This window comes from Chryseobacterium sp. MYb264 (assembly GCF_035974275.1).
Taxonomy (GTDB): domain Bacteria; phylum Bacteroidota; class Bacteroidia; order Flavobacteriales; family Weeksellaceae; genus Chryseobacterium.
This window is the reverse complement of record NZ_CP142422.1, coordinates 3,707,660-3,725,399: the sequence shown is the minus strand read 5'-3', so window position 1 is coordinate 3,725,399 and position 17,740 is coordinate 3,707,660. Positions and strand designations below refer to the sequence as shown.

Below are 17,740 nucleotides of genomic sequence, written 5' to 3'. Positions count from 1 at the left end.
AAAAAATTTAAAAAATTGTTTCAAATTAAATTTGCAAACTTCTAAATATCAATTAAATAACAAATTTACTGCTAATTGATTGATGCTCATGAACCATCTTCATAACGTCCGCAAATAATGGGGCGCAAGATAGCACTTTTATTTTAGTTGACAAATTATTTTTAACAGGAATTGAGTCAGTTACAATAACTTCCAATAATTTTGAGTTCTCAATATTATCGTAAGCCTTCCCTGAAAGCACTCCGTGAGTAGCCATTGCTCTTACAGATTTTGCTCCTTTCTCCATTAAGATATCTGCAGCTTTGCAAAGCGTACCTGCAGTATCGATCATGTCATCAATAAGGATCACGTTCTTTCCTACTACATCTCCGATAAGGAACATTTCTTCAACTACGTTTGCCTTTTTTCTTTCTTTGTAAGCAATTACTACATCTGCACCAAGGTGTCCTGCATAGTTTTTCGCTCTTTTTGCACCTCCCATATCCGGAGAAGCGATGGTAAGATTTTCAAGATTCAGATCTCTGATATAATCTACAAAGATGGTAGATGCATACAAATGATCTACCGGAATTTCGAAGAACCCCTGAATCTGGTCTGCGTGAAGATCCATAGTCATTACTCTTGTTGCTCCTGCAGCTGTCAAAAGATTTGCCACCAATTTCGCTCCGATTGGGGCTCTTGGTTTGTCTTTTCTGTCCTGTCTTGCAAGTCCGAAGTAAGGAAGTACTACTGTAATGCTCTTAGCAGAAGCCCTTTTCGCTGCATCAATCATTAAAAGAAGTTCTAACAAATTGTCTGCTGGAGGGAACGTAGATCCGATTAGGAATACTCTTCCACCTCTTACAGATTCATCCAAAACAGGTTCAAATTCCCCGTCGCTGAACGTCTGAAAGTTGATTTTTCCTAATTCTTTCCCATAGTGATGGGCAATTTTTTCTGCCAAGTCCTTACTCGTTCTTGTGCAAAATAGATAACTTAACTGATCGGCCATTTTTACTTTTTAAAAGATTTTGCAAATTTAAAAAAAAACCACAAGAATCTATCCTGTGGTTTCTAAGTTTTTATTTTATCAATTATTACGGAAATTTTACTCCCGAATATTTATTAGGATCTACCTGTGGCAAAGTAGATTTGTATTTTGCATTAATGGATTTTATGAATTCATTCGCAATAATAGCATATCCCCTTCCTGTTAAATGTACTCCATCTAAGGAGAAAGCACCTCCGGTAACGAAAGTTGCCGTATACTTCACCCCATTCCAGGTAATCCCTGCCTTAGAATCCAGTTCTTTCATTTTAGCATTGGCATCCACAAAAGCTAAATTATAAGAATCTGCCAATCCTTTAATGGCTACATTATATGCCTTTACTGCTGTTGAAATATTATTCACTTCATCCGCCGTTAAGGAAAGCTCGTCTCCAATTGGAAAACTCGCCCCATAGATAAATACAGAGCTGGCAGTAGGAGGCAGATTTGTTGTAGCATCCAACCCGAGAACCTTACTGGCTGTAAGAAGAATTAGCTCTCCCTGTTTTGCCTGGCGCGCCTGCCCGAAAGCGTTCCCTATAAAAGCAGCCTGGTCAGCAGGGTATCCGGCAGACGTTAATGCTGCCGTAAGCTGAGGAGAAAGATTAGCTAATTTATTATCTTTAATTAAAACAGGATTATTTCCTACCGCAACAGGATTTATTCGATCTCCTTGTCCAAAGAAAGTCAGAGCAGCCTTTAAAGGGCCATAAAGACTCGTATTCAGTTTCTGAACCGTTGTAGCGTCTAAAGGAATTGCATTATACGGCACTCTGGTAAAGAAAGGGATACTTGTTACATCCGGAATATTTCCGATAATTCCTTTTGTTGTCCCCACACTTTTAAGCCCATCCAAAACATTTTTGATGGAACCTGCCAAAACATTAGGGTCTGAGATGTCATTCGATTTATAAGTCGCTGGATTTAAATTTCCATTTTGAACCGTTGCTGCCGAGTAAGTGGTTACCGTTCCCACTGTTTGAGAATTTGTTCCTCCGTTAGTAGCGTAAGAAAGGACATCATTATTTCCTATCCAAAGAGAGAAAAATGTCGGTTTCTGGAGTTTAGCATCATCCAAAACACTCGCGGATGCTGAAGAGGCAAATCTTACAAAATACGGATTCGCTGTTCCTTCTGTCAATCCTGCGGCGCTACCATATCCAGGAGCTACTAAGTGAAAAGATTTAGCCCCCGGGACCCCCATATTATTATAAGGTCTTCCTGCTGACACATTATCTAATGCCGCAGCAGCCGGGCTCTCTACGGGAGACAGACTACCGTTAACAACCTGTAGAGTCAGTTTTCCTGGAAACCCCTTAAAACCCACAAATCCTCCGGTATCATTAGGCATAAGAGGTTGAGTAAAACCACCTCCGCCGGCAAGCTTCATTTGTCCGGCAATCATGCTCGGATAGGATTCATTCTGCCCTGAACTATAAAGCGCACCATCTCGGTACCCCGATGTTAATGAATTCCCTAAAGAAACATAGGTCGTAAAATCTGCTTCGCCACTTGTTACCGTAATATCTTTTACATCCGTATCAAAATCATGTTCACAGCTCGTCACAAAAAAAAGAGCAGAAACAGCTAATGTTGAAATTATAATTTTTTTCATAGTTTTTCAATTAAAAAGGATTGTAAGATAAACCTAAACCTAAATAAAATGCAGTTGCAGTAGATTGTCCGTAGAACTGTAGATTATCATTTTTCACATCTCTTGCCTGAGGCAAAGCATATCCGCCGGCTATATCAATCCCGAACTGTTTTAATTTAAATCCAACCCCACCAGTAAACACATAGGTATTATACGAAGGTGTTTCCGGGATAAAGTGTTGATCAGAGTATGGAGATTCGTCATAATAAGCACCTAAGCGTCCGTAAATCATATTGGTAAACGCATACTGAGTACCTAATCTGAAAGTCTTTGAATTTCTGAAGTTTTTAGGAGATATTGACTTTGTGGGATCTGATGGTGAATTACCAACCGGAGCCTGACCAAAATCTAATGTCAACTGGCTGTATCTTTCCCAGCCATGGTAGTTGAAATCTGCCGAAACCAACCATTTAGGAGTAATTTTATAGGTCAACCCTACCGTGTATTCTTCAACCAATGGTAAAGTTGCCGAAAAGCTATCCTGCCCCGAGCTGTTCAGTCCTAAAGAAGGGAAAACGCTTGTAGGTACGTTAAATGTTGCCTTACCATCTTTAGCCTTCATATCAACCGGTGAACGGTAAGCGATACTTACGTCTAATTTAGGATCGGGTCTGAAATAAAATCCAAAACCATATCCTTGTCCACTGGCCTTACTGTCTAAATTGAGAGAGCCACTGAATTGTGTAACAGCCTTATCCCACTTAACATCTCCTCTCGCATAGATATAGCTGGCACCGAAAGCAAACCACTCATTAAATTTATAAGAAATCATAGGCTGGAAGTAGTAGCTTTTCAGCTCTAACTTCTGCACCATTTCCTTGCCTTCCCAATCAGACGGATATTTAATGGTACTACCAAAAGGTGTTGAAAAACTGAACCCGATTGATAATTTCTCCACAGGTCTGTACGCGATCGCAGCATAAATAGGAGTCCCGATAGGGTTATCCGTTTCTGTACTCTGTAGCGTATTTGTATTCTGGAAAGTCACTTTGTTACCTGCCGCAAAACCTCCGACTGCAATACTAAGCTTCGAAGGAATAAAGGACATACCCGCCGGGTTGAAGAATGCTATACTTGCATCCTCAGCATGCGCACTGGTGTGTGCCATTGCCAACTGTCTTACCCCTTGCAAAGATACCCTGAAGCCTCCCGCATACGATAAAACACCCGCCAACAATGCAGTTGATACTAAGATTTTTTTCATAGACTATTATTATATAACCCAAATATAAAATTATTTTGGTTACAGCTGTTAATAAATCTTAAATTTTTAAACATCCCCCTCAAAGAAAATTATGTTTAAAATAACATATTCATCTAAATTCCTTTTAAACCAAACATTATTAAATATTTAATTAAAATCAAGTTGACATACCTAACACCTGTTTAATATTAAACAACAGAGTTTCTTAATATTTGATTATTTTAGACCTCATAAAGATAAAAATCATAAATTTGCAAGATTAAATATATAATATATGAGTTGTGGATGCAAAACATCCGGCGATTCTGCACATTCTTGCGGTCCCAAGAAAACCGCGAATGGCTGTGAAAATGTAAATACCTGTGGTAATAGTTATAAATTAAGTGTTTTTGACTGGCTTTCTAACATCAACAATCCCGCATCTAACAGATGTGATTTTGTGGAAGTTAGATTTAAAAATGACAGAAAATCGTTTTATAAAAATGTAAATAATATCCCATTACATATAGGTAGTGTAATAACAGTAGAATCTAGTCCCGGACATGATGTAGGTGTGGTAAGTCTCACCGGTGAATTGGTAAAGATTCAGATGAAAAAGAAGAAATTTTCTGAAGAATCTGCCCTTAAAATATACAGACAGGCCAACCAAAAAGATCTTGAGGTATGGCAGGAAGCAAGAAAAAAAGAAGATAACGTAAAAATTGATGCGAGAAAGATCGCTCACAGGCTAGGGCTTGAAATGAAGATCACGGACGTTGAATATCAGGGTGATGCTTCTAAGGTTACGTTTTATTATACCGCTGATAATCGTGTAGATTTCAGGATGCTGATTAAAGAATATGCGGGTGCCTTCCGCACGAAGATCGATATGAAACAGATCGGCTTCAGACAGGAAGCTGCAAAGGTGGGAGGAATTGGATCCTGCGGAAGAGAACTTTGCTGTTCAACCTGGTTAACGGATTTCAGATCGGTAAACACCAATGTGGCAAGATATCAGCAACTGAGTATCAATCCTCAAAAATTGGCTGGGCAATGTGGTAAACTAAAATGTTGTTTAAACTACGAATTAGACAGCTATCTGGATGCTTTAAGCAACTTCCCGTCTTCATCTACAATGTTGGACACCGAGAAAGGAAGAGCTTTTTGTATTAAAATCGACGTTTTCAAAAAGAAAATGTGGTTTGCCTATGTAGACAGCTCTATGGCTTGGTACGACTTTGATATTGATCTGGTAAAAAAACTCATTGCTAAAAACAAAAGAGGCGAAAAAACACTGCCTCTTGAAGAACTTAAACAACCGGATATTCCTTTGGCAACCATCGATTTGATTCAGGAAAACAGTGTTGACCGATTCGAAAAGAAAAACAGAGGGAACAGCAAAAACAGAAATCAGAACAGACCGAACAGCAATCAGAATAATCAGGGTCAACAGCAAGGTCAAAATAGAAACAACAGACCAAATAACCGCCCTGAAAGACAGGAGCGTTCGGAAAGAACCGATCGTCCTGAGAGAGCGGAAAGACCAGAAAGATCTGACAGACCAGCAAGGCAGCCTCGTCCGGAAAGACAGGAAAAACAGGACAGACCGAATGCACAGTCTAACAACAACCAATCCAGACAGCAAAAGCCGCAACAACAGCAACAGCCGAAAGCTCAGGTAGAAAAAGCATCCGTTGACGGTGAAAAAAAGCCAAACGCAAACAAGAAAAAATTCAAAAAGAAGTTTCCTCCAAAAAAAGATAATAATGCGTAAAATTTTAGGATTATTTACCCTTATCCTTTTCTTTAGCTGTACTTCTTCCTCAGAAGGAGAAGTCACAATGAATTCCGTTGATAATAAATGGGATAAGAAGAGTGAACAAAAATTTAATCTTGAAATTTCAGATCCGCAGAATCCTAAAAATATTATATTTGTTGTAAGAAATAACAATGAATATCCATACAGCAATATAAGATTCATCGTGAATTTCACTGATCTTCAAACGAAGAAAAAGGAGACCGACACAATGAACTATGTTTTGGCTAAACCTAACGGCGAATGGCTTGGTACAGGATTTGGTGACACGAAGGAAACTCTCTTTCAGTATAAACTGAATTATAAATTCCCGGCAAAAGGAAAGTACGAAATTGGATTGGTACAGGCCATGAGAAATGACAACCTCCCCGGAATTGAAGATATTGGCGTAAAAATAGAAACGGCTAAACCGTAACCCTATATGGAAGTAAACAAACAAAATGCCGGAAGCAAAGGAAAAAAATTCCCGCTTCCTCCTAAAAAAAAGAAAAGCAACGCATGGAAAAGGTGGGTCGGGTTTGTATGGCTTGGGCTCATTGTTGTTGTTTTAGGAATTTCAGGACTTTTCTTTGCGGTTTCCCAAGGTTTTCTTGGAGAAATGCCCGATGTAAAGGAGCTGGAAAATCCTGACATCTACGTGGCCTCTGAGATCTATTCTTCAGATGGTGTATTACTGGGTAAATTTGAGAAAGAAAAAACCCAACCTATCACATACAAGCAACTCCCTCCTTATCTTATTTATGCGTTACAGGCAAAAGAAGATGAAAGATTCAAAGAGCATTCAGGAATTGATTTAAAATCTATTTTAAGAGCCCTTAGATATGGAGGAGACAGAGGTGGAGGTTCTACAATTACTCAACAGCTAGCTAAACTTTTATTTACAAAGGAACCTTCCAAAAATCCAGTGAAAAGAGTTATTCAAAAGCTAAAAGAATGGTCTGTTGCGGTGAGCCTTGAAAGACTATACACCAAAGAAGAAATTATCACTTTGTATTTCAATAAATTCGATTTTACATATAATGCGAATGGTATTGAAATGGCATCTAAAATATACTTCAATAAGACAACTTCCGAATTGACTCTTCCGGAAGCCTCTATGTTTGTAGCAATGCTTGAAGCACCTATTGCCAACAATCCCATGAGAAATCCTGAAAGAGCAAAAAGAAGAAGAGATGTAGTTTTAACTCAGATGCTTGAAACAGGCTATATTGACAATGCAACATACGAAAAAGCAATATCAGCTCCGGTAGTAGTAGATTATCACCCTATCAAAAATATCAGTGATGATTATTCTGCCTACTATAAGTTTTATTTAAGAAAAGAGATTGATAATTACCTTAAAGATTACGAGAAGCAGACGGGTAAAAAATTAAACCTTTACAAAGACGGCTTAAAAATATATGTGACGCTTGATTCTAAAATGCAGAAGTACGCAGAAGAAGCAATCCGTGAGCATTTAACAGATCTTCAGAAAAGATTTGATGCCGAACAAAGAGGCAGAAAAAACAGACCTTTCTATTACTTAACCAATAAGCAGGTAAACGATGTAATGACTCAGGCAATGAAAAGAACCGGGCGTTACAAGCAGTTAAAAGCGGCGGGCGTTTCTGAAGATTCAATCTTAATGGAATTCCACAAGCCGATCAAAACTTCCCGTTTCACTTGGGGCGGAGAAGAAGAGGTAGAAATGTCTCCTTGGGACTCTATCAGATATCACAAACAAATTGCTCAGGCAGGTCTAATGTCTATGGTTCCGGGAACGGGTGAAATTAAAGCCTGGGTTGGAGGTATCGACTGGCAGCATTTCCAGTACGATCACATCAAACAAGGAAAAAGACAGGTAGGTTCCACATTTAAACCTTTCGTATATGCTACTGCTATTATGAAACTAGGAATGACCCCTTGTTCAGCAGTTTCCAATGCAACGTATGATCATAAAGGATGGCATATTCCGGGAAGAGGAGGAATGTTAACCTTAAAAGACGGTTTGGCACACTCTCAAAACCCTATTGCAGCAAGATTGATTGAAATGACGGGTGTTGATGCAGTAATTCAAACGGCAAGAGATTTAGGGGTAACAGAAGACATCCCTAGAAACAATACCATTGCTTTAGGTTCGTCAGATATTACCATCTTTGAAATGCTTGGTGCTTACAGTACGTTTGCCAACTACGGTAACCACAATAAACCGGAAATGATCTGGAGAATTGAAGACGCCAACGGTAGAGTGATTAAAGAAGTAAATGTAGAACCTAAGGAAGTAATGAATCCTCTGTATGCTTACACGATGATCGAACTGATGAAAGGTGTTGCACAGTACGGAACAGCTTCCGGAGAATTGGGAAGAAGAGGAATTTCAAAAGCAGTGGAAATTGCAGCGAAAACAGGTACTACACAGAACAACTCCGATGGTTGGTTTATGGGGATCACTCCAAAACTGGCAACAGGAGCTTGGGTAGGCTGGGAAGACAGAGCCACCCACTTCTTTGGAACCGGTGAAGGTCAGGGTGCAAAAATGGCATTGCCAATCTGGGCGATCTATATGAAGAAAGTTTGGGCAGATAAAACGCTTGGTGTTTCACCAGACGATAAATTCATCAAACCTTCTGAATGGAAAGACGGATGTACAGGATTAAAAGGACTTGGCGGAGGTTATGGAGACGATGGAGGCCTTCAGACAATCGATGAGATCAAAAATCCTAGACCTGCAGATCCAACTCCAAAAAACAATTCAGGTAAAAAAGAAGAAAATGTAAACGAAAATCTAAATACATCAGAAGAAATAGATTTTAATAAATAAATTCTCTTTTAGAAATACATCAGACCTTTCAAACAAATTGAAAGGTCTTTTTTTATTATCACTATCTTTGAGATTATGAAAATTGAAAACATTCAACAACCCTTTATAAAAATATTTCCTGGTGATTTTTCAGGAAATACCATTCAGAGAAATACGCCAAAAGTTTTATTTTCCACCATTTCACCAGTTGGTTTTGATCAGCCTAAACTGATTGCTTTTAATGAAAAACTTTCAGAGGAAATCGGATTGGGACAATTTGAAGAGAAAGACCTTGATTTTTTGGTTGGAAATAATTTGCCTGAAAATATAAAAACCTATGCAACAGCCTATGCCGGACATCAGTTTGGAAACTGGGCAGGACAATTGGGAGACGGAAGAGCCATTTTAGCTGGAGAAATCACCAACAGTTTAGGTCAGAAAAACGAAATCCAATGGAAAGGCGCCGGAGCAACCCCTTATTCGAGACACGCTGACGGAAGAGCCGTGCTGAGGTCTTCAGTTCGCGAATACCTGATGAGTGAAGCGATGTTTCATTTAGGAATTCCGACCACGAGAGCATTAAGTTTATCATTTACGGGAGAAGATGTAGTAAGAGACATCATGTACAGCGGAGATCCAAAAGCAGAAAAAGGAGCTGTAGTGGTGAGAACCGCAGAAAGTTTTCTTCGTTTCGGGCATTTTGAATTGATGTCTGCGCAAAAAGAGCTTAATACTTTGATGGATCTGGTTGATTTTACCATTGAAAATTATTTTAAAGAAATAGCTTCCGAGGGATCTCAAAAATACAAAGACTTCTTTTCAGACATTTGCAAAAGAACTGCCGATCTTATGGTGGAATGGTATCGCGTAGGATTTGTGCATGGAGTGATGAATACCGATAATATGTCGATTTTAGGATTAACGATCGATTACGGTCCGTATTCAATGATGGATGAATATGATCTGAATTTCACCCCCAACACAACCGATCTTCCCGGCAGAAGATATGCTTTCGGAAAACAAGGCCAGATTGCACAATGGAATCTTTGGCAACTTGCCAATGCACTCCACTCTATTATTAAGGATGAACAGTTTTTAGAGAAAACATTAAACGATTTCGGAGATTATTTCTGGAATGCGCACGACCAGATGCTTTGTAAAAAATTCGGTTTTGACGTACTCTTAAAAGATGATGAAGATTTCTTCACCAATTGGCAAGGCTTGATGCAGGAATTGCAGTTAGATTACACTTTATTTTTCACTCAACTGGAAAGATTCAATAATTCAGTTGATTTAAAATCTCAGTTTGAAAATGTTTCTTATCTATTATTGGATGAGGAAAAACTTTCAAAGTTGGATCATTTTTTAACAACATATCAAAAACGACTTGAAAAGAATGCAATCTCAAAAGAAGACTCTATTGAATTGATGAAAAAGGCAAATCCGAAATTCATCCTGAGAAATTATTTACTTTTTGAATGTATTGAAGAAATTAATATCGGAAAAACAGAACTTTTAGAAAAGCTAACCAAAGCTTTGGAAAATCCATACCAGGAAATCTATCCTGAATTTTCTAAAAAACGCCCTTCGAAATATGATGATGTTTCGGGATGCTCTATGCTTTCTTGTAGTTCTTAAATCAAAAATACATTTTTAACACATATTTTTCACCAAATCACAACCTTAAATCAATATTTTTTATTAAATTTATAAAAAATATTTTATGAAAAGAACTCTACTGTCTTTAAGCTTACTACTTACAGGAGCTTTTATTCAAGCACAAACCGTCTTATTGGATGAAGGATTTGAAAATTACACTGATTTTTCTATTTCAGGTTTTGGAAGCTGGTTAACTCTAGATCTAGATGAACTAGATACCTACACGGGAGGAGGTCCCGTAGTTAACGGAACGACAACAGTTCTACCTAACTGGGACAATGCAGGAGATCCTATGGCTTTCCAAATTTTCAATCTTACAAATAGCAATGCCACTAACAACGCGACCTCCACACCTAGTGATCAAGAAGTTAGAAATTTCAGCCCTCATGGCGGACAAAAATGCGCTGTATCTTGGGCGGGAGTACCTGAAGCACCAGATGACGCGAATAATGACTGGCTTATCACTCCTTCTTTAACATTAGGAGCCAGTTCAAACATTTTAACATTCTGGGTGAAAGCACTATCTCCTGATTTCACTGAAGATTACAAAGTAGGAATTTATACAGGAACAGGAACACCAACATCATCTGCCAACTTTACAACAATCTCAACACCAGCTACGTTAACAGCACCTTATGCGAATTGGACAGAGGTAACAATTAATTTAGATGCTTACGCAGGGCAAACCGTTAGAATTGGATTCAATTACATGTCTTCCGACCAATATATGTTTATGTTGGATGATGTAAAAGTAACAACATCAGGAGTTCTTGCGACCAGCGAAATCTCAAAATCAAAATCAGAAGTTTCTGTTTATCCTAATCCTACGAAAGGAGAAGTAACCGTTAAAACAGATAAAAAGGTTAAATCTTCTACTGTTATTGATATGACAGGAAGATCTTTATTAAACACGAATACCGCTAACGCCGACTTATCTGCACTTCCAAAAGGAACCTACTTATTACAAGTTGAATTTGCAGACGGAACAAAAACTTCAGAAAAAATTATCAAGCAATAATTTCAATTATTATAATCTTACAAACTCACCAAAATTGGTGAGTTTTTTATTTTACTTTTGTAAAAATTTTCGAAGGTGTTTATTCCTACAATTAAATCAAAACTGAACAGCTTTTTCAGACTCCTTCTCCCTTCTTCATATACGGAGCTCGGAGTGTTCACATTCTTTCTAGTCTCTTATGGAATTTTAGGATGGTATATCGCTTTAGATTACCATATTATTTACGATGAAAGAATCCCCTGGGATGCGTATTTCAGTTTTGACAATAAAGCGATTGTTATGACGGGCGGAAGCTTCGAAAGACATCCACTTTCCTATTATTTCTTCAATTGGATAAGAGAAATTGCATTATATCTTTCCGACGGCAAAACCAATGCAGTTTTCAGATTGGCTTTAGCCTGGATGAGTAATTTAATGGTTAGTTTAAGTATTTTACAGGTTTTTAAATATTTAAAGAACATCATTAACCTTCCCGATCATATTAGCCTTTTATTAATTTTTTTCTTCGGGGCTTTTTCAACAAATATTCTTCTTTCTTTCACTCCGGAAAATTTCACTTATACCCTATTTTTATTGAGTCTGTATAACCATTATGCAGCGACTAAAATTAAGTCTGATCAAAAAATTCCTGCATTGCCTTTGGCATTTGCCGGTGTTACGATTGGAGGATTGACCGTTACCAATATCGTTAAAGTATTTATCCCAGTTATTTTTGAAAACGATCTTTTTAAGGACTGGAAAAAAATATTAAACGCAGCTATACGAGGATTAATTACTTGCATATGCTTTGTCTTACTTTATTTGAATAGAATTGATTTTAAGTATAAAACTATTTTCAGCAAAACAAGTCAGCAGTATGAGAAATTTTCAAATGTAAAAAATACGCCCGCATGGGACATGATCTCTTCCTATTTTTTTGGAGGTAATATTCTGTTCTCAGATTTTATTATCCGAAATAAACACAATATGAAGGGTTTTCACTTTAAAGCCTTGCTCATGTACGTTTACTCATCATGGATCCCGTATATTTTCATCATTACCTTATTAGCATTAATAAGTTGGAGTTATTATAAAAATTTCAAAAACAAACTAGTACAAATGTTGATGATTTCTTTTATTATTGACATCATCATCCATTGCCTGATGAGGTTTGGACTTCATACTTCTTACATCTACGGTGGTCACTTTGTTTTTGTTTATCCTTTACTGTTGGGATGGCTCTTTTTCACTTATCGTTCATCAGTAAAAATAACTTCCATTCTGGTGGTCATCACAGGAATTCTCTTTACTTATCTGGCATTTAACAATTATTACAGGATGACGGAATTTTTCTGGTTTTTAAATCAATATTATCTGTAAAATAATAAAGCTGAGAACCCTAAAATTCTCAGCTTTATTATTTTATATTTTGTTGATATTATTTTGCCTCTGCACAGAAAATTCTATACTGAACCGCTACAGCAGATTTAAAATATTCTCTGATTTTCGATAAGTCCGAAGAAGCACTTTGTTTTGTGAAATAACTTCCTGCTAAAATCTTATAGTTCGGTCGTAAAGAAGCATCTGTCTCCACTTTAAGGTTGGGGAACCTCTTTCTGAAATATGATTTTACCTCGTTCGCTTCATCATTACTTTTCACGGTCGTAATTTGTATTTTAAACCCTAAAATTCTTGGATTTTTTCTACAGATCTCCGCATTCGTAAGCTCGCGACTTGGAACAAAAATCTTCGCCGGTTTTGTATAATCACTGTCACTATCTGTATCCCTGGTAGACGTGTTAACAGCTACCCTGGAGCATTTATCTTCAATGCTTCCCAAAGCAGCGTCCACCTTTGGATCCATAGAAATAATAAGTTCCGTCCCGCTCAACGTATCTCTCTTTACAACCTGTTGTGCATCAATATGATAAAAAGCCAGTAATGATACGACTGAAAATATTTTGATTAAATTTTTCATTTAAACTTGTTTCCGCAAATTTATACAAATTAAAAACTTATACCAAACCCAGTTATTTAGAATAATTACAAATTAAACAGAAATGATATATTCACCTTTCCATAAGCCGTTAAATTCCTGTTAAAAATATTATTTTTGCGGGATTGATTGAATGTTCAATATTTTACTAACATAAGATAATTTAAATGATTAGTTGGAGAAAGCATTATAGACAAACGTTGATCGCAATAGGCTTATTGCTATCAACCAGTGCTTCAATTTACGGGCAAGACGGCGATCCTAAGAATGGAGAGAAACTTTTCAAGGCAAATTGTACGGCATGTCACGCTTTAGACAAACAAGTTGTAGGACCACCGCTGAAGGGGGTTGTAGAACGAGTGAAAACTGAAGGTGGTGTGGACAGAGATTGGCTTCATAAGTGGATCAAAGACAACAAAGCTTTAAGAGCTTCTGGGGATAAATACGCCAATGAGATTTTTGAAAAGTTTAACAAAACTGAGATGCAGGTGTTCCCGAATCTTTCTGAGAAGGACATCGATGATATCTTAGCTTTTACAACTAATCCACCAGAGCCGGAACCGGCAAAGAAGGATGACGCGACAGCTGCACCTGCAGCCGGAGCAAATGCAGGCCCTGCAGACAAAACCACGACAAATGTAGTAATCATTTCACTTTTAGCCATCGCAGGTTTATTAGTATGGATCCTTTTAAAACTAAGACAATTAGTGAAACTGGGGCAATCTGAAGACTTAGCGGGACTCAATGAAACGAGAGTAAAATCTTTCAGTGAAATCTACGCAAAATACCACTATGTTGGTAAAGGGTTAATCGCAATCCTGGCACTTTTGGCAACGTACGGAATTTGGAACTGGATCATGTGGATCGGGGTCTACAAAGGATACAAGCCAGAGCAGCCTATCTATTTCTCACACAAAATTCACGCTGGAGAACAGAAAATTGACTGTCAATTATGTCACTCCAGTGCTAAATACGGTAAAGTTTCTGAAATCCCATCAATGAACGTATGTATGAACTGTCACAGAACGATTTCTGAGTACAATGCAGATCATTACATGGAGCCAGGAAAAGACAAGGCTTTCTATGATGGAGAGATCCAGAAAATTTACGCAGCTACAGGTTGGGATCCTGCTAAACAACAGTATACAGGAAAAACACAGCCGGTAGAATGGACAAGAATCCACAACATGCCAGACTTCGTGTACTTCAACCACTCTCAGCACGTTGTAGCAGGTGAGCAGGCAATTATCAGTTCTTTCAACAAAAAGAATCCTGACAACAAAATTGATGTTGTATGTAAAGCTTGTCACGGAAAAATTGACACAATGAATGTTGTTCAAATGGCTAATGACTTCACTATGGGATGGTGTATTGAGTGCCACAGAACTACTGAAGTTGATATGAACAACGGTTATAATAAAGAATACTTCAAGAATCTACATGACAAGCTTAAGAAGCAATACCCTAAAGATGGTGGTAAGATTACTGTAGACGCAATTGGAGGTCTTGAGTGTGGTAAATGTCATTATTAATAACTAAAAAATTAGAAGTATAAATGGCTTCAAACAAAATACAATTTAGAAGTATTCATGAACTTAAAGACCCGGCTTTAAACAATAAGCTGGCTCAAAAAGAGTTTCAGGAAGAAATTCCGGTAGAAGATTTCCTTGGAGATGCTGAACAGAACGGATCCAGTACTTCAAGAAGAGATTTCTTAAAATTATTAGGATTTTCTACAGCAGCGGTAACACTTGCTGCTTGTGAAGCTCCGGTAATTAAAACGATTCCTTACGTAGTAAAACCTCACGATATTATTCCTGGAGTTCCAAACTACTACGCTTCAACATATTTTGACGGTTTCGACTTCGCCAGTGTTTTAGTAAAAACCAGAGAAGGTAGACCCATCAAAATTGATCCTAACCCGGCAGCTGGCGATTTAGGTAAAACTAATGCAAGAGCTCAGGCGGCAGTACTTTCTCTTTATGATAATGATAAAGTAAAGCAGCCTAAATTTGAAGGGAAAGACGAAACTTTCGATAAAGTAGATAGTTTTGTTATTAAAGGATTGGAAGAAGCGAAGGCAGGAAACAAAAGAATTGTGTTATTATCACAATCTTTTGCTTCACCTACATTCAAAAAATTATTTGCTGATTTTAAAGCTAAATATCCTACAGCAGAATTAGTAACGTATGATGCTTATCCTCATTCTGCAGCATTAGATGCAGCTCAGGAAGTATTCGGAACAAGAGCATTACCTGTTTATGACCTAAAAGGTACTGAATTGGTAGTTTCTTTCCAGGCTGATTTCTTAGGGGATTACAACGCAGCAAGTTTAGAAACATCTTATGCTGAGGCTAGAAAACCGGGAGCAAACATGTTGAGACACATCCAAGTGGAGTCTAACATGTCTTTAACGGGTGCTAACTCAGATTCAAGATACAGACTAAAACCAAGTGATGTAAACAAAGCTTTAGTAGATGTTTACAACGCAATCGTTACAGGAGCGGCTCCTTCAAACAAAGCTGCTGCTGAAATCGTAAAAGAGTTACAGGCTAAAGGAAGCAAAGCGGTAGTATTCGCTGATGGTTCTAAAGGTGCTCAGGTTTTAGCTCACTTAATCAATCAAAAATTAGGTTCAGTTGCTTTCACCGGTAAAGCAAACTTCCTAAAAGAATTTGATAAAGCAAGATATCAGGAATTCTTAGGATGGGTAAATGCAGGACAGGTTGGTGTATTGATTACAAACAACGTAGACCCTATTTACTCTCACTACAAAGGAGCTGAGTTTGAAAAAGCGATTAAAAATGTTCCTTATGTAATTGCAGTTGCTGATAAGAAAAATGCAATGTATAAAGCAGCTAAAGCTGTAATTCCTGTAGCTAACTGGCTAGAATCTTGGGGAGATATGCAACCTCAGAGTGGAGTTTATGCATTAATGCAGCCTACGATCCAAAAGATCTATAAATCAAGACAGATTGAAGAGTCTTTATTGGTTTGGAAAAACGGTAAAAACAGCTCTGCTAACAACTACTACGATTATTTAAAAGCTAATGCAGCTTCTCTTTTAGGAGGAACTTCATTCAACAAAGCTTTATATAACGGTATCGTAACTACTGATGGAGGTTCTACTCTATCTTACACAGGTGGAAACGCTGCTCAGGCTGTTGCAGAATTAGGAAACTTCAAAGCTTCTGATTTAGAATTGGTATTATACACTAAGACTTCTATTGGTGACGGAACGCAGGCAAATAACCCTTGGTTACAAGAATTGCCGGATCCAATCACGAGAATGGCTTGGGATAACTATTTGACTATTTCTCCTAAAGATGCTGAAAGATTAGGTATTGAAAACGATCTTAATGCAAGAATGCAGTTAGACGGTTCTATCGTAAATCTTACGGTAAACGGAGTAACAATAAAAGATGTTCCTGTATTTATCCAGCCAGGTCAGGCAGACGGTTCTGTAGGTCTTGCCCTTGGATATGGTAAAAAAGATTCTGGAGCTACAGCAGATACTGGTGTTAATGCTTATCCTTTATTCGATGGTTCTAACTTAACAGTTTCAGGAGCTAAGATCGAAAAAACAGGAGAAGATCACGAGTTTGCGGGTATTCAGCTTCAAAATACTTTGATGGGACGTTATGAGATCGCTAAAGAAGTTCCTTTGGCAGATTACTTAAACGTAGCATTCGATGATGAGCACAAAGGATGGAACAAGCCTTTGGAATATCACACGATCAGCGGTGCACTTCCAGCTAGAAAGATTGACCTTTGGGATGCTTTCGATGATACGGACGGGCCTCACTTCAACTTATCTGTTGACTTGAACTCTTGTACTGGTTGTGGAGCATGTATCATTGCTTGCCAGGCAGAAAACAACGTTCCTGTTGTTGGTAAAGAAGAGATCAGAATGTCAAGAGATATGTATTGGTTAAGAATTGACCGTTACTACTCTTCGACTCAGAAAGTAGAAGTTTACGAAGGATTAAAAGAAGGATTGGCCGTTCCAGAATTATACGGAACAGCATTCGGAGGTGAAGGTGCATTGAATAACCCCGCTGAAAATCCAGATGTGATCTTCCAGCCGGTAATGTGTCAGCATTGTAACCATGCTCCTTGTGAAACAGTATGTCCGGTTGCGGCTACATCACACAGTAAGCAAGGTCAAAACCACATGGCTTACAACAGATGTATCGGTACTAGATATTGTGCAAACAACTGTCCGTACAAAGTAAGACGTTTCAACTGGTTTACTTATAACCTAAACGACAAGTTCGATTTCAACATGAATAACGACCTTGGAAGAATGGTTCTAAACCCAGATGTTGTGGTAAGAACGAGAGGGGTAATGGAGAAATGCTCTATGTGTATCCAGGAAACTCAGGCTACCATTTTAGCTGCTAAGAGAGAAAACAGAAAAGTAACTGACAACGAATTCAAAAATTCTTGTGCTTGTGCTGCTGCTTGTTCTACCGGAGCAATGACGTTTGGAGACATGAATGACAAAGAATCTGAAGTAAGAGAATTATACTCTAGCAACAGAAGATATTATTTACTTGAAGAGATCGGAACAAAACCAAATGTGTTCTATCACGCTAAAGTAAGAAACAGAGTAGAAAAATAAAGTTT

12 protein-coding genes are annotated in these 17,740 nt (G+C 37.9%); 8 read left to right on the top strand and 4 right to left on the bottom strand.

The features are described 5' to 3' along the window. Positions 1-52: 52 nt before the first annotated feature. The 3 genes from VUJ46_RS16125 to VUJ46_RS16115 all read right to left on the bottom strand — a co-directional run bounded on the left by VUJ46_RS16125 (position 53) and on the right by VUJ46_RS16115 (position 3,885). A complete protein-coding gene (locus VUJ46_RS16125; RefSeq protein ID WP_326981748.1) occupies positions 53-991 on the bottom strand; it encodes a ribose-phosphate pyrophosphokinase in 939 nt (312 codons plus the stop codon). A gap of 85 nt (positions 992-1,076) precedes the next feature. After that, positions 1,077-2,642 (bottom strand): G-D-S-L family lipolytic protein, encoded by a 1,566-nt coding sequence (locus VUJ46_RS16120; RefSeq protein WP_326981747.1) that lies wholly within the window; start codon positions 2,640-2,642, stop codon positions 1,077-1,079. Between the two features lie 10 nt (positions 2,643-2,652). Continuing rightward, a complete protein-coding gene (locus VUJ46_RS16115) occupies positions 2,653-3,885 on the bottom strand; it encodes an OmpP1/FadL family transporter (protein ID WP_326981746.1) in 1,233 nt (410 codons plus the stop codon). Positions 3,886-4,159: 274 nt separating this feature from the next. Between VUJ46_RS16115 and ricT the strand changes: the two genes are divergently transcribed. From ricT to VUJ46_RS16085, 6 genes are all read left to right on the top strand, one after another. Beyond that, positions 4,160-5,638, top strand: coding sequence for a PSP1 domain-containing protein (gene ricT, locus VUJ46_RS16110; protein ID WP_326981745.1), 1,479 nt, complete (start codon positions 4,160-4,162; stop codon positions 5,636-5,638). Beyond that, the gene (locus tag VUJ46_RS16105) at positions 5,631-6,095 is read left to right on the top strand and encodes a gliding motility lipoprotein GldH (RefSeq protein WP_326981744.1); all 465 of its coding nucleotides are present in this window, start codon (positions 5,631-5,633) and stop codon (positions 6,093-6,095) included. The genes ricT and VUJ46_RS16105 overlap by 8 nt, the downstream gene beginning before the upstream one ends. A 6-nt stretch (positions 6,096-6,101) precedes the next feature. Beyond that, on the top strand, positions 6,102-8,480 hold the full coding sequence (locus VUJ46_RS16100; RefSeq protein WP_326981743.1) for a penicillin-binding protein 1A: 2,379 nt from the start codon (positions 6,102-6,104) through the stop codon (positions 8,478-8,480). Between the two features lie 75 nt (positions 8,481-8,555). Then, complete coding sequence (locus VUJ46_RS16095; RefSeq protein ID WP_326981742.1) at positions 8,556-10,097, top strand: protein adenylyltransferase SelO; 1,542 nt, start codon at positions 8,556-8,558, stop codon at positions 10,095-10,097. 85 nt (positions 10,098-10,182) lie between these two features. Then, positions 10,183-11,136 carry a T9SS-dependent choice-of-anchor J family protein gene (locus tag VUJ46_RS16090; RefSeq protein WP_326981741.1) on the top strand — a complete coding sequence of 318 codons (954 nt, stop codon included), beginning with the start codon at positions 10,183-10,185 and terminating at the stop codon, positions 11,134-11,136. A gap of 75 nt (positions 11,137-11,211) precedes the next feature. Then, a complete protein-coding gene (locus VUJ46_RS16085; RefSeq protein ID WP_326981740.1) occupies positions 11,212-12,495 on the top strand; it encodes a DUF6080 domain-containing protein in 1,284 nt (427 codons plus the stop codon). 58 nt (positions 12,496-12,553) lie between these two features. Here the strand turns inward: VUJ46_RS16085 and VUJ46_RS16080 are convergent, their stop codons facing one another. Next, positions 12,554-13,093, bottom strand: coding sequence for an SPOR domain-containing protein (locus VUJ46_RS16080; protein ID WP_326981739.1), 540 nt, complete (start codon positions 13,091-13,093; stop codon positions 12,554-12,556). 185 nt (positions 13,094-13,278) lie between these two features. On the opposite strand from VUJ46_RS16080, the gene VUJ46_RS16075 reads away from it, so the two are divergent. Together VUJ46_RS16075 and VUJ46_RS16070 are read left to right on the top strand one after the other, a co-directional pair. After that, positions 13,279-14,643, top strand: coding sequence for a c-type cytochrome (locus VUJ46_RS16075; RefSeq protein WP_326981738.1), 1,365 nt, complete (start codon positions 13,279-13,281; stop codon positions 14,641-14,643). Positions 14,644-14,666: 23 nt separating this feature from the next. After that, positions 14,667-17,735, top strand: coding sequence for a TAT-variant-translocated molybdopterin oxidoreductase (locus VUJ46_RS16070; RefSeq protein WP_326981737.1), 3,069 nt, complete (start codon positions 14,667-14,669; stop codon positions 17,733-17,735). Positions 17,736-17,740: the final 5 nt, after the last annotated feature.

Coding starts and splice junctions, on each gene's coding strand:
- VUJ46_RS16120 (WP_326981747.1), bottom strand. CDS start 2,642: ATGAAAAAAATTATAATTTCAACATTAGCTGTTTCTGCTCTTTTTTTT.
- VUJ46_RS16105 (WP_326981744.1), top strand. CDS start 5,631: ATGCGTAAAATTTTAGGATTATTTACCCTTATCCTTTTCTTTAGCTGT.
- VUJ46_RS16090 (WP_326981741.1), top strand. CDS start 10,183: ATGAAAAGAACTCTACTGTCTTTAAGCTTACTACTTACAGGAGCTTTT.
- VUJ46_RS16070 (WP_326981737.1), top strand. CDS start 14,667: ATGGCTTCAAACAAAATACAATTTAGAAGTATTCATGAACTTAAAGAC.
- VUJ46_RS16125 (WP_326981748.1), bottom strand. CDS start 991: ATGGCCGATCAGTTAAGTTATCTATTTTGCACAAGAACGAGTAAGGAC.
- ricT (WP_326981745.1), top strand. CDS start 4,160: ATGAGTTGTGGATGCAAAACATCCGGCGATTCTGCACATTCTTGCGGT.
- VUJ46_RS16095 (WP_326981742.1), top strand. CDS start 8,556: ATGAAAATTGAAAACATTCAACAACCCTTTATAAAAATATTTCCTGGT.
- VUJ46_RS16080 (WP_326981739.1), bottom strand. CDS start 13,093: ATGAAAAATTTAATCAAAATATTTTCAGTCGTATCATTACTGGCTTTT.
- VUJ46_RS16100 (WP_326981743.1), top strand. CDS start 6,102: ATGGAAGTAAACAAACAAAATGCCGGAAGCAAAGGAAAAAAATTCCCG.
- VUJ46_RS16115 (WP_326981746.1), bottom strand. CDS start 3,885: ATGAAAAAAATCTTAGTATCAACTGCATTGTTGGCGGGTGTTTTATCG.
- VUJ46_RS16075 (WP_326981738.1), top strand. CDS start 13,279: ATGATTAGTTGGAGAAAGCATTATAGACAAACGTTGATCGCAATAGGC.